Annotated in this window: 14 protein-coding genes and 1 pseudogene; 3 read left to right on the forward strand and 12 right to left on the reverse strand. The window is 57.2% G+C overall.

The features are described 5' to 3' along the window. Positions 1-89 precede the first annotated feature (89 nt). The 6 genes from ACJU26_RS04485 to wbaP all read right to left on the reverse strand — a co-directional run bounded on the left by ACJU26_RS04485 (position 90) and on the right by wbaP (position 7,122). Positions 90-1,184, reverse strand: coding sequence for a quinone-dependent dihydroorotate dehydrogenase (locus ACJU26_RS04485; RefSeq protein ID WP_414041336.1), 1,095 nt, complete (start codon positions 1,182-1,184; stop codon positions 90-92). Beyond that, positions 1,181-2,071: an oxygen-dependent coproporphyrinogen oxidase gene (gene hemF, locus ACJU26_RS04490; RefSeq protein WP_414041337.1), complete on the reverse strand. Its 891-nt coding sequence runs from the start codon at positions 2,069-2,071 to the stop codon at positions 1,181-1,183. Before hemF ends, ACJU26_RS04485 begins: the two co-directional genes overlap by 4 nt. A 3-nt stretch (positions 2,072-2,074) precedes the next feature. Further along, a complete protein-coding gene (locus tag ACJU26_RS04495) occupies positions 2,075-2,635 on the reverse strand; it encodes an L-threonylcarbamoyladenylate synthase (protein ID WP_414041338.1) in 561 nt (186 codons plus the stop codon). Between the two features lie 15 nt (positions 2,636-2,650). Next, positions 2,651-3,910 carry a phosphoribosylamine--glycine ligase gene (purD, locus tag ACJU26_RS04500; RefSeq protein ID WP_414041339.1) on the reverse strand — a complete coding sequence of 420 codons (1,260 nt, stop codon included), beginning with the start codon at positions 3,908-3,910 and terminating at the stop codon, positions 2,651-2,653. A 14-nt stretch (positions 3,911-3,924) separates the two neighbouring features. Next, on the reverse strand, positions 3,925-5,490 hold the full coding sequence (gene purH / locus ACJU26_RS04505) for a bifunctional phosphoribosylaminoimidazolecarboxamide formyltransferase/IMP cyclohydrolase (RefSeq protein WP_414041340.1): 1,566 nt from the start codon (positions 5,488-5,490) through the stop codon (positions 3,925-3,927). Positions 5,491-5,664: 174 nt separating this feature from the next. Further along, on the reverse strand, positions 5,665-7,122 hold the full coding sequence (wbaP, locus tag ACJU26_RS04510; protein WP_414041341.1) for an undecaprenyl-phosphate galactose phosphotransferase WbaP: 1,458 nt from the start codon (positions 7,120-7,122) through the stop codon (positions 5,665-5,667). Between the two features lie 252 nt (positions 7,123-7,374). On the opposite strand from wbaP, the gene ACJU26_RS04515 reads away from it, so the two are divergent. After that, a protein-coding gene (locus ACJU26_RS04515) for an IS3 family transposase (RefSeq protein ID WP_414041342.1) occupies positions 7,375-8,543 on the forward strand; the annotation gives its coding sequence in 2 pieces (ribosomal slippage) (positions 7,375-7,651 and positions 7,651-8,543; 1,170 coding nt in all). Positions 8,544-8,656: 113 nt separating this feature from the next. Beyond that, entirely contained in the window at positions 8,657-8,899 is a 243-nt protein-coding gene (locus tag ACJU26_RS04520; RefSeq protein WP_414041343.1) for a hypothetical protein, read from the forward strand. Positions 8,900-8,998: 99 nt separating this feature from the next. Here ACJU26_RS04520 and ACJU26_RS04525 read toward each other — a convergent pair. The 5 genes and pseudogenes from ACJU26_RS04525 to ACJU26_RS04545 all read right to left on the reverse strand — a co-directional run. Next, positions 8,999-9,220 (reverse strand): annotated as a pseudogene (locus tag ACJU26_RS04525) (heterodisulfide reductase subunit B); the annotation flags it as partial. 128 nt (positions 9,221-9,348) lie between these two features. Then, positions 9,349-9,672: a ferredoxin FdxA gene (fdxA, locus tag ACJU26_RS04530; protein ID WP_414041344.1), complete on the reverse strand. Its 324-nt coding sequence runs from the start codon at positions 9,670-9,672 to the stop codon at positions 9,349-9,351. Then, entirely contained in the window at positions 9,669-10,187 is a 519-nt protein-coding gene (locus ACJU26_RS04535; RefSeq protein ID WP_414041183.1) for a hemerythrin domain-containing protein, read from the reverse strand. Before ACJU26_RS04535 ends, fdxA begins: the two co-directional genes overlap by 4 nt. 14 nt (positions 10,188-10,201) lie before the next feature. Next, positions 10,202-10,513 (reverse strand): DUF2249 domain-containing protein, encoded by a 312-nt coding sequence (locus ACJU26_RS04540; protein WP_414041182.1) that lies wholly within the window; start codon positions 10,511-10,513, stop codon positions 10,202-10,204. 235 nt (positions 10,514-10,748) lie between these two features. Beyond that, positions 10,749-10,880: a hypothetical protein gene (locus ACJU26_RS04545; RefSeq protein WP_414041345.1), complete on the reverse strand. Its 132-nt coding sequence runs from the start codon at positions 10,878-10,880 to the stop codon at positions 10,749-10,751. 121 nt (positions 10,881-11,001) lie between these two features. On the opposite strand from ACJU26_RS04545, the gene ACJU26_RS04550 reads away from it, so the two are divergent. Then, entirely contained in the window at positions 11,002-11,325 is a 324-nt protein-coding gene (locus ACJU26_RS04550; protein ID WP_414041346.1) for a hypothetical protein, read from the forward strand. A 2-nt stretch (positions 11,326-11,327) separates the two neighbouring features. Here ACJU26_RS04550 and ACJU26_RS04555 read toward each other — a convergent pair whose 3' ends face one another. Then, positions 11,328-12,416 (reverse strand): tellurite resistance/C4-dicarboxylate transporter family protein, encoded by a 1,089-nt coding sequence (locus ACJU26_RS04555; protein ID WP_414041347.1) that lies wholly within the window; start codon positions 12,414-12,416, stop codon positions 11,328-11,330. Between the last annotated feature and the right edge of the window lie 97 nt (positions 12,417-12,513).

Below are 12,513 nucleotides of genomic sequence, written 5' to 3' on the forward strand. Positions count from 1 at the left end.
ATATAGATGCTGTTGTAACAATATACGCATGTTTGTTCATGATGATAGCGCATCTGCATTGCAGGGTCTTATCTCCATGGAAAGGGAGCTTAGGCACAGGTTCCGCAGGCTGCATGAATATGACTATATCCGTCTTTTTGACATATTTCCGGTAATTTTAACAAGATATCGCGGACCAGTTCCGGTCCCTGAAATACCAGTCCCGTATAGATTTGCAGCAAACTGGCCCCAGCACGAATTTTTTCATAGGCGTCGGCTGCACTGGCAATTCCCCCCACGCCGATAATGGGCACGCTCCCGGAGCATTCCCGATACAACTGGGCAATCACAGCGTTGGCACGTTGGCGCAGGGGAGCGCCACTCAAGCCGCCGGTTTCGGTATATTCGGGATGTTCCGGGGGGCGGGCGAGGGTGGTATTGGTGGCAATGAAACCATCAACTAGCGGCGCATCTCCCAATGCCAGCCGGGCAATGAAGGTAATATCCTCAGGACTCAGATCAGGGGCGATTTTCAGCAGCAATGGTAGTGGCGGGTGCTGATGTTGTGCGGCAAGACGTTGATTGGCTGCAGCCACCTGAGTCAGTAATTCCGGGAGAGCGTCGGCCGCTTGCAACAGGCGCAAGCCCGGTGTATTGGGGGAGCTGACATTGACGGCCAGATAATCCCCATAGGGGAAAAGCGTATCCAGGGTACTGACGTAGTCTTCGGCTGCCCGCTCCAGCGGAGTTTCCTTGTTTTTGCCGAGATTGATGCCGATGGGCACGGGATGGGGTTGCTGAAGAGCCGCCAGCCGCAGGGCCACGGCAGCAGCCCCTTCGCCGGGAAAGCCCATGCGATTGATGACCGCCTGGGAGTCGGGATACCGGAATACCCGAGGCCGGGGATTGCCGGCTTGGGGACGGGGGGTGACCGTGCCGATTTCAAGGAACCCGAAGCCCAAAGCGGGCAGGGCGGCTGCAGCCCGCGCATCTTTATCATAACCCGCAGCCAGACCCACAGGATTGGGAAATTCCAACCCCCACAGGGTTTGCGTCAGGGCGGGATGGCTGACGGAAAGATACTCGGCCACGGCCTTCAGGCTGCGCGGCATACGGCCCAGGGTTTCCAGGGCCAGAATGCTGAGCTGGTGGGCCTGTTCCGCCTCCAGACTGAAAAGCAAGGGGCGTAGCAGCGGATAGATCATGCCCAGTCACGAGGTGTCAGGAAGTCTTCTTTCAGCCGCGCCTCGGGGCCGTCGGCTGGAGCTTGCCAGTCATATTCCCAGGCGGCGAGGGGCGGCAGGGACATGAGAATGCTTTCGGTGCGCCCCCCGGACTGCAGTCCAAACAGAGTGCCCCGGTCGTAGACCAGATTGAATTCCACATAGCGACCCCGACGCAAGAGCTGAAATTGCTTTTCCTGTTCTCCATAAGGTGTGTGGCGGCGGCGTTCGGCAATGGGGAGATAACTTTCCAGAAAGCTGTTGGCCACGTCTTCCCAGAATGTCTGCAAGGTTTGCGCATCACCACTGAGGTCATCAAAGAAAATGCCGCCGATGCCACGCATTTCCTGGCGATGTTTGATAGTGAAATAATCATCACACCAGGCCTTGAAACGCGGATAAAAATCAGGATCGTGGCGGTCGCAGGCATTTTTGAGGGTGCGATGAAAATGCCGGGCATCCTCGGCAAAACCATAGCTGGGGGTGAGGTCGGCGCCGCCGCCAAACCACCACACCGTCCCGGCGCTGAAAAACCGGTAGTTCATGTGGACAATGGGCACGTAAGGATTGCGCGGATGCAGCACCAGAGACACCCCCAAGGCGGTAAAGGGTTGCCCGGCCAGTTCGGGACGATGCGCCGTGGCGGAGGGGGGAAGTTTGTCCCCATGGACCTTGGAGAAATTGACGCCGCCTTTTTCCAGCAGGGCACCGTCGCTGATAACGCGGGTGCGTCCTCCGCCGCCCCCCGGCCTTTCCCAGAGGTCTTCGCGGAATCGGGCATGACCATCGGCATTTTCCAGCGCCTTGCAAATGCGGTCCTGCAGGTTCAGGAGAAACTGTTCGATGGCCTCCGTGGCGGGCTGCTGCATGTTTTATCTCCTTAAGATCTGACCTGAACGGGCATCCACAATCCGACTGGGGCGGCGCTGCCCGCCAAGACGGGCATGGAGCACCGGAATATGGGCTCCAAAATAGCGCCGGATGGTCCGCAAGTCACGGGCGGGTTGCTGGCCGGCGCGATTGGCACTGGTAGAGACGATGGCGCCGCCAAAGGCCCGGGTCAGGGCGCAGACGCCCAGGTGCTGACTGACCCGAACCGCGACACTGTGATGTCTGCCCCGAATCCAGACGGGCACCTGCGGGCGGGCCGGGAGGACCAGGGTGGTTCCCGGCCAGTACTCTGCCAGTCGTGCCGCCGGAACCCCTGCTTCCGACCAGTAACGGCTGGTTTCAGAAGATCGGCCCGCAATGAGTAGCACCCCTTGGTATTGAGGACGTTTTTTCAGATGAAGAATGCGGCGCAGGGCCCGACGTTGACGCGGATCGCAACCCAGACCCCAGACCCCTTCGGTGGGATAGGCGATCACTCCCCCACGGCGTAAGTGCGCCACCAGTTGGCGCAGTTCCTGACGGCGGGGGTGACGGCCTAGCATGATCCTGCCGGATGTTCAGTGGCGCGGGAGCCCAAGATGCCCGATATCCCGGCGAAACTGCACCCCTGACCAGTGAATTTGCCCAACCGCCCCATAGGCGCGCTGCTGGGCAATGGCCAGACTCTCGCCCAGGGCGGTCACGCCCAGCACCCGTCCGCCTGCGGTAACGATATGGCCGTCCCTGCTTTGGGTTCCCGCATGAAACACCTTGACCGTATCCGGGAAGGACTGCTCCAGACCGCTGATGCGCTCGCCACTACGCGGATGTTCGGGGTAACCCGCCGCTGCCATCACCACACAAAGCGCCGTACGACTGTCCCAGTCGAGGGCCGTCGGTAATGGCTCACCCCGGGCGGCGTCCAGCAGTACCGTATAGAGATCTGAGCGCAAGCGCATCATCAACGGCTGGGTTTCAGGGTCCCCCAAGCGGCAGTTGAATTCCAGCAATTGGGGACCATTCCGACCAATCATCAGACCGGCATAGAGAAATCCGCAATAGGGCGTGCCATCGCGCATCAGACCCTGTGCGGCCGGCTGCATGATTTCCCGCAGCACCCTTTCGCTCATGGCGATGTCCAGCACCGGGGCAGGGGAGTAGGCGCCCATGCCACCCGTGTTCGGACCCTGATCCTGATCCAGCAGGCGTTTATGGTCCTGGGAGCCCGCCAGGGGCAGGACCTGACCATCGACAATAATGGCGATAAAACTGGCTTCCTCGCCTTCCAGAAATTCTTCAATGACGATGGGACCCCATTGCAGAAACTGTTGTGCGGCCGTTTCTGCTTCCGCAAGGTTGCCGGCGACGACGACCCCTTTGCCGGCAGCCAGCCCGTCGGCCTTGACGACTACCGGAAAGGGATGGGCGCGGAGATACGCCAAGGCATTGGGGGTGTCGGTAAAACGTCCATAACGCGCCGTGGGTAGCCCATGACGCCGCATGAAGGCCTTGGCGTGGGACTTGCTGCCTTCCAGCATGGCACCCGCTTGATTGGGACCGAACACCCGAATGCCGGCGTGGCGTAACGCATCACCGACACCCGCCACCAGCGGCGCCTCTGGCCCAATCACCACCAACTGAATGCCCAGAGAATGGGTTGCAGCCACCACTGCCTGGGGATGGTTGGGGTTCAGCGGCAGATTGATCAGCTTTTCTTCGGCAGCCGTGCCGGGATTGCCCGGAGCGCAATAGACGGTTTCAACTTGGGCTGATTGTGCCAGCTTCCAGGCAATGGCGTGTTCTCGACCACCGCCCCCCAAAACCAAGACCTTCGCCATCCTGAAACCTCCTGTCAACCGTGCCGGAAGTGACGCACGCCGGTAAATACCATGGCGATACCATGCTCATTGGCGCTGGCGATGACTTCTTCATCGCGAATGGAGCCGCCGGGCTGAATGATGGCTTTCACCCCCGCCGCCGCGGCAGCATCCACCCCATCCCGGAAGGGAAAAAACGCGTCGGAGGCCAATGCCGCCCCTTGCAGGTCAAAGCCCAGATCCAGGGCTTTGGTGGCCCCGCAACGGGCGGCATCCACCCGGCTCATCTGCCCGGCACCGATGCCGACGGTTTGTCCTTCACGGCCATAGACAATGGCGTTGGAGCGCACATGCTTGCCGACCCGCCAGACAAAGGCGAGATCACGTTTTTCCTGGGGAGTGGGAGCGCGTTCGCTGACCACGGTCCAGTCACTTTCCAGTTCCATGGCCTGATCAAATTCCTGTACCAGCAAGCCGCCCCGTACCCGTTTGAATTCCCAGCCCGGACGTTGCCAAGCCCGGCCATCTTCAAAAGCCAGTACCCGCAGATTTTTCTTTTTGGCCAGAATCGGGCGGGCATCGGGCAGGATCGTGGGTGCCAACACCATTTCCACAAATTGGGTGCTGATCCATTCAGCGGTCTGGGCATCCAGCGGCGCATTGAAAGCGACGATGCTGCCAAAGGCCGACACGGGATCACTCGCCCAGGCACGTTGGAAGGCGCCGAGCAGATTCTGGCCCAGGGCCACGCCGCAGGGGTTGCCGTGTTTGACCACACAACAGGCCGATTCCTGAAATTCCATGACCAGAGCAACCGCCGCATCGCCATCACCAATGTTGTTGTAGGACAATTCCTTGCCCTGCAACTGGTGGGCATCGGCCAGCCCGCCACCATGGTCATCGCGGTAAAAAGCGGCGGCCTGATGGGGGTTTTCTCCGTAGCGCAATTCCTGCACCTTCTCGAACTGCAGAGAAAGAGTCTGTGGAAACGTGCTTTGGCTACCTTCAAGGCCATGGCTGGAGAGGTAGTTGGCAATGGCGCCATCATAACGGGCCGTATGGGCAAATACCTTGGTAGACAGGTGGAAGCGGGTGGCTGCCCCCACACCGCCGTGACTTTGCTCCATTTCCTGGAGGACCCGGGCGTAGTCATCGGGATCCACCAGGACGGTGACGCTCTCCCAGTTTTTGGCCCCGGCCCGGAGCATGGTGGGACCACCGATGTCGATGTTTTCTATGGCGTCTTCCAAGGTGCAGTCGGGGCGTGCCACGGTCTCGGCAAAGGGGTACAAATTGACGCAGAGCAGGTCAATGGGCAGGATCTTCTGCTCGGCCATCTGCCGATCATCATCGGCGTTGCCGCGTCGGGCCAGCAAGCCCCCGTGAATTTTGGGGTGCAGGGTTTTCAGACGCCCCTCCAGCATTTCCGGGAACCCGGTGTAATCGCCCACTTCCTGGACGGCAATCCCGTCAGCCATCAGAACCTTGGCAGTGCCTCCCGTAGACAGGATTTCCACACCGAAGTCGCGCAGGCGCCGTGCAAACTCCACGACCCCGCGCTTGTCTGAAACACTGATGAGCGCCCTTGTGATTTCACCCATAAAGCCATGCCACCTTTGCCAGCCTAAAATTAAAAAAGGTACGATCAGGAGACCTGTCGTACCCAAACCTCCTGATGGAGGGAGCGTTCTTACTCGGTTAACGCCGATAGCGTCAACGGAATGGCCTTATTGTAGAAGAGCTGGGCGAGGGATGCAAGGGCGGATGGGTTTGGTTCAATACGCACCGTCGCGAGCAAGGACCACTTTGACGGTGCGCAGCAGGATGACGATGTCGTACCAAAGGGTCCAGTTTTTGACGTACCAGGCATCGAGATCGGCGCGATCGGTAAAAGTGGTTTCCGAGCGGCCACTGACTTGCCAAAGGCCCGTGATGCCCGGCCTTACCTGGATATAAAGATGGATGCCTTCACCATAACGCTCGATTTCCCGGGCCAAAAGGGGGCGTGGCCCGACCAGACTCATCTGGCCGAGCAGCACGTTGAAAAGTTGAGGAAGTTCATCGAGGCTGGTGCGGCGCAGGAAACGGCCCACGCGAGTGACTCTGGGATCATTACGCAATTTGAAGTTTCGAGCGTATTCTGCGGCAATGGTCGGATTGTTCTTGAGATATTCCTTCAGCCGATCCTCGGCGTCATGCACCATGCTTCTGAATTTGAAGCAGGGAAAAGGTTTGCCGTTGTGACCAATGCGTTCCTGAATAAAAAATACCTTTCCGCCATCCTCGGATTTGATTTTCCAGGCCAGAACCAGTAAAAGCGGTGATGCGAGTATGGTGATGATGGTGGCAGAAAACAGATCAAAAATGCGTTTCAAAATACGTGGGCCTGGTCGGGCCAGATTGTCGCGCACCCGCAGCATGAAAATTTCCTGACTGAAAAAGTGCATGACCTCCAGGCCAAAGAGGGGCAAGCCGCGCAGTGGCGGTGCAATGGTAAGGCGGGGGTAGCCAAGACCCAGGGTGCGCACCAGTTTTTCCTGCTCTTCCCACTGGTCCATATCCAGGGCCAGAACCACATGGGGATTACCCAGATCTTCGAGTTGCCTGATGGGGTCATCACTTAAAGGTTCCATGTGGACTTGCGGATAGCTGTTTTTGTCTTCCAGCAATGGAGAATTGTGGGGGATCAGTATCCGGGAGATGGAGTATCCCAACAGTTCTTCACTTTTCAGGGCCCGCATGGCCTCCACGGCATTTCTACCGCAGCCGATGATGATGACTGGCCTGACCCAGGCCCCCAGGCGGGTGAGTACCAAGCGTGTGCCATGTCGGGCTATGGGCAAAAAGACGAAGACGAGTCCCCAAGTCGAAAATAACCATAATCGGGAGAGTGGCCATTTGCCCATGTAAGCCACCGCCGCATTTAACGCAATAAAAATGGTCAGGACCGTGATAATATCACCGGCCTCATCCCAGAAAGCCTTTCTTTGATGATAGTGTCCCTTGATGGCAAAGCTGATGATGACTGAAACCGTCAGTAATAAAAAAAGCAATAAATTGATTTGCGCCAGGCTTCCCCACCAGTGCTTCAGTACCCAAAGAGGGTTGATCCGATAATAAATGGCGTGGGATAGCCTGGCGAAATAAAATGCAAACAGGAAGGTCAGAATGTCACTCAGGGCAAGGATGAACGGAGTCCATCTGGTCCATTGGAAAACAGATATTTTTCGCATATTGTATAACTTATTGAATCTTATAAGCTTATCTTGGGTGGCTGAAAGAAGGCTGAACGATACAAGATAATGCCGATATTGCGCACTCTAAAAAACCATCATCCATTGCATTGTATCTTGTACTCTAAGACCTGAGCAACCTATTTATTTTACCTTGCCTTGGAATTCTGGAGGGTTGGATAAGTTGCTACCTATAGTGGTCCCCATATTTGAGACAGTGGTTTAAGCTTGTTGTCTGGTAGGGAGAAGACGATGAGCGCAGCAAAAAGGAAAGTGTATGGGGCGGCATTCAAGGGCAAGGTGGGCCTGGAGGCGATCCGGGGTTTAAAAACCATCAATGAAATTGCCCAGGAGCACGGCGTTCACCCGGCGCAGGTAGGGCAATGGAAGAAGGCGATCCAGGAGCAGGTTGGCACCTTATTTGAGGGCAAACGTGGCCCACAGCCGGTAGATGCCTACAGCGAGCCGGAACGCCTCTACAGTGAAATCGGCCGGTTGAAGGTTGAACTGGATTGGCTGAAAAAAAAGTCCGGAGTGCGCCCGTAGAGGTCCGGCGGGCTTGGATAGTGCCAGATCAGTATGTGCCCATTCAGCGGCAGTGTAGGTTAGCCGGCGTTGCCCGTGCCACGGTTTATGCTCAGCGACAGGAGAGGCCGCCCCGTGCCGACGACAAGGTGCTGATGGATTTGCTGGATGCGCAATACACGGCGACGCCTTTTTATGGGAGTCGCCGGATGACCGCACTGCTCCGGAAACGGGGGTTTATGGTCAATCGCAAAAGAGTTCAGCGACTGATGCGCGCCCTGGGTTTGGCGGGCATGGCACCGGGGCCCAATACCAGCCGACCCCATCCGGAGCACAAGATCTATCCCTATCTGCTGCGGGGTCTGATGATTGATCGCCCCGGTCAGGTCTGGAGTACGGACATCACCTATGTTCGGCTACTGCACGGTTTTGTGTATCTGGTGGCCATCATGGATTGGTACAGCCGCAAGGTATTGAGCTGGCGGATCAGTAATACTATGGAGGCGGAGTTCTGTGTAGTGTGTCTGGAAGAGGCTCTGCAACGCTATGGTGCGCCGGAGATATTCAACACGGACCAAGGCAGCCAGTTCACCTCTGAGGCCTTTACCGGCGTGCTTCAGGCGCATGATGTACGGATCAGTATGGATGGCCGCGGCCGGGCCTTGGACAACATCTTTGTGGAGAGGCTCTGGCGCACCGTAAAGTACGAGGATGTCTACATAAAGGGCTATGGCAGAGTGCCGGAGCTGATGATCGGGCTGACCGCCTACTTTGAGTTCTACAATGGCCGCCGCCTGCACCAGTCCCTCGGCTACGTTACACCGGATCAGGTTTACCTGACCGGCCAGGGCGGCGGGGCCTGTATTGTGGACAAGTATCCGAAGATCGCAGCTTGACCGTTACTCATGGATGATTTGGGGCAGCGCCATTCCGCTGCAGTGGAAGTAACCGGACCAACTTAAACTCACTCTCTAGCTGTCTTGACCAATGGGTCCACCATAACCCATTCTTGTCCAGTTCCCATGCGGTGGCCAAGGGCGTGTTGACTGGGCCAGACCAGTTGCATATCCGTTACGTCCATACGCCGATGCGCTATGCCTGGGATTTGCAGCATCAATATCTGCGCGAATCCGGGCTGGATAACCGCATAAAAAGCTGGGTTGCCAAATGGTTGTTACACAAAATATGGATTTGGGATGCTCGCATTGCCCACGGTGTGGTTCAATTTGTCGGTAATTCTGAACGGTTTTGATGAACTCATATCCGGCTTTCCTTATGTCTGGTCAAAGCCCGCAATACCTCACCCTGATCATGCCGTAACGGGCCCTACAACGCCTGACGGCGGCACTTTGGTATAACGATGTGATATTTGCACCCCCATTTCCCCTTCTTTTTCCAGCTCCCACATATGATCACGGATATCATCCATCCGCTCGCCCAGATCCATCGTCCGCCGATCCACGTGACTGCGCACCCAGGCCGTGGCTGCTTCCGCTTCCTGGGCAGACAGGTTGGTGTCCTGAAAAAAGGCACCATGCCCCGCCAAACCTTGTTGTGTGCTATGGTCATTCATTGTGAACTCCTTGGCCTAATGGCCGAATCTGACCCAAAACCGGGTCAATCAAGACTGCTTTGATATGACCGTCCCTCTTTCTTCGGAGGAGGCAGTATCTGTATTAAATGAAAAATGTTTCCCATGGATCACTCCTCGAGAAGGGGATGTTTTGATTCGATCTGCGCCCAGTATTCGGCTTCCGGTAGCGCCGGCTTTTTCTGGATGATCACGGGCCAATGGGCTGCCAATCGAGCATTGATGCCCAAGAATATCTCTTGTCCTTCTGGCAAATTAACATCACGATATATGGCTCCTACCGGGCAGACATCCACACAGAGGGTACAATCGATACATTCCGTCGGATCGATAGCCAGAAAATTGGGACCTTCGTGAAAGCAATCGACCGGGCAGGGCTCAACGCAATCCGTATATTTACAGCGGATACAGGCTTCGGTGACGACATGGGTCATGGTTGTGCTCCTGCGCGACGAGTCCGCATGGCATTCCCGATCTCGCCCAAAATGTCTGGGGACAGCAAACGCGCAGCGACCGGGAAGATTTCATTATTCTCAATGGCGATATGGGCCCGATGTGTGGAAATAAAGATATCCGGGGAAAGGGTATTCCCGTGACCAACAGCGACCTCTTCCAACTCTTTGGCGAAATCTTCCCATAACGCTTCCAAATTACGATGCTGGAGCGAGAGGTGGCGCAAAGTCGTGTGCAGAGGCTCAGGAAAATCGAGATGGGTGGTCAACCAAGGAAAGAGATTTTCTTCCTCATCCGCATGATGTTGAGGCGCTGCGGTGTGGAAATAGCGAAGGATGCGCGTAGCCGCCTGGCGCGCTTCATCATCAGCGCCGTGCTCAGCAAGATGTCCAGGCAGGCATGCCAGGGTGTCACAATGGCCCAGTATCCGGCCATGACATGCCAGCAAGAGCCCCATGGGGTCGTCGAAGCTGGGGGCTGGGGTAAATAATTGCACGGTGAAATCCCTCCTCAGGGTCGTGTTTGCGCTCCCACGTCGGACCCGCCAGGAATCCTTTTTATAAAGTGAATCCGTATCCTATGTGGTTCACGTTCCAGGTAGACCCAATCTATGCCATCACCATAACGGCTGCGTAGTTGGTCGAGCAGGGGCAAGGGATCGTGGTCATTCATGAAATTCATGACTTCCCCTGCTTGCAGGGCATCCAAGGCCCCGAAAATGGCGGCATGACGAAAGCGTTTGGCCACGCCACGCGCGTCGAAGAGGTAGGTGGCGTCGGCCCGAAGATGGGCATGAGGTTGGGGTGGGCTGGTTGTAGTCATGACGGTCCTCCGCAAAAAAAGGGTTGTGGCAAAACACTCAAGGCCAATAGTAGAGCAATTCAATAGGGTATTCCTTGATCTTGGTCAAGAAAATGCCACTGTTCGTCTGACTTCGGGATCGGCTTGGTCCTAACCCATGTTAAACAGCTTGCGGGATCTGGAGACGTATTTCCGTCTCTTGGCTCCGTGGGCAACTCACCTGGATGCTGAACATGGATCGGGACCTCGGCCCCTTTTACGCGATGGCCGCGGCCGATCCTCGCCGCGCGTCCCTGGCGGCGCGCTGCCGGGGACTCCGACTACCCCGCTTTCCCCCCTCTTCGAATGCCTGGTCAATGCCGTCGCCAGTCAGCAACTGAGTCTGCATCGGGGTATCACCCTCCTCAACCGCCTCTCGGAGCTCTGCAGGGAGGGGGTGGGAGAAATGGACCGGGTGAACCTTTTCCCGGATCACCTCTTTCCGCTGCGGCAGGAGGTGATGGCACTGCGTGATCCAGGCTTCAGCCGCCAGAAGGGGACCGCCTTGCGCGCTCTGGCGGAAGAAGCAGCGGCCGGCGGGCTGGCAGGGATTGCCCCATGCCGAAGCCATGCAGCGTTTGCTGCGCCTACGCGGCATCGGCCGCTGGTCGGCGGAGTATGTCCTGCTGCGCGGCTTGGGGCGTCTGGACGTTTTCCCCGGCCGACAGGCGGCGGGAGTTTTCCGATCGTATCGCGCTGGTTTCCGTCCCAAGGACGATGGCCTGAAGGTCGCACAAAGCCAACGCCGTCCTATTAATAGGGTGCTCTGGGATGCAAGGCTCGTCCGCCAATGACTTCATGGCGGAGAGTGGCGGATCCCGTTCCCCGTTCCGGGGCGCAGACTTCGCCCCAAGTGATGGATCATTCCGGCAAGGGTGATCGCCCAAGCGAGCAGCGCCAGATAGAAGAAGACATGCCCGAGAGGGAGCAAAAAGGGCAGATCCATGCTCCGCGCCATATGGATGGTGCACAAGCTGTACATGCCCAGGGGGAAGACCATGCCCCAGTAAAGCGGATCATAGCGGATGGGAAGACGCCGGATGCCATGGCGCCAAACCTCCAGGATGACCAGCAGCGGGATCCACCAACTTCCTGTGACCCAGCAAAAGACCGTAAGGCCTTTCAGAAAAGGGAGAAGGGAGTGGAGATAGGGGTCCTTGGCGGCGTTGATGATCAGTAGGGATCCCGCCAGGGTGGAAATGGCCATGGCCCCCATGTTGATCCAGTAGGATGGTACCAGATCCTCTGCCGAAAAGCGGAAGAAACTATAACGATAAAAAACAAGGACCATGATGCAGATATAGAGCATGCCACCCCACAACCACAGGGAGAGCGCAATGAAATTGAACTCCAAGCGATGCATGGGGTTCCAGTGAGCGTCCAGCAACGCGGCGAGCACGGCGACGGACTGGGCGGCAACCACCGCCAAAAGCCAGGTACCGGTGATGCCCTTATCCAGAGAAGGTTTATGTTTCCGGATGGTGAAAACCGTGAAGATGCCGTAGTTCAGTACCAGCCAAAGGGCCATGGCAAGCCCCCAGAGCAGCATGCCGGTTTCTTCATCATTCGCCAAAAGGACGAACTGGCTGCCGAGAATGGCGGATCCGGCCACTACCGAAAAGAAACCTGGGCCGCGTTGGTAATCCTTGAAATCCACGCCCATCCGCTGACCGAAGCGCAACATGCGCCAGACCGTCAGGCACCATAAAGCGCCGTAGAACGCCCCATTGAGCCAGAAGAGCGACCAGGCGAGGAGTGGAATACCCATGGCCTGGGCCGCCAGGGAAACGACGCCCGTGGCCATCACCAAAGCAAAATAAGCGGGAGCCATATCCTGTACGGCGGAGTCCAGCAGACGAGACAGACCTCTCACATTCCTTTCCATGTCGGCTGTCCCTCTCGGAAAACCCAGGCCATCAGCTCCGCGAGACTTCCCCCACGCGGCGTATAGATTCTATACCTATCCCGCAACTTGGCCACCT

This window comes from Acidithiobacillus sp. M4-SHS-6 (assembly GCF_047421495.1).
Classification (GTDB): domain Bacteria; phylum Pseudomonadota; class Gammaproteobacteria; order Acidithiobacillales; family Acidithiobacillaceae; genus Acidithiobacillus.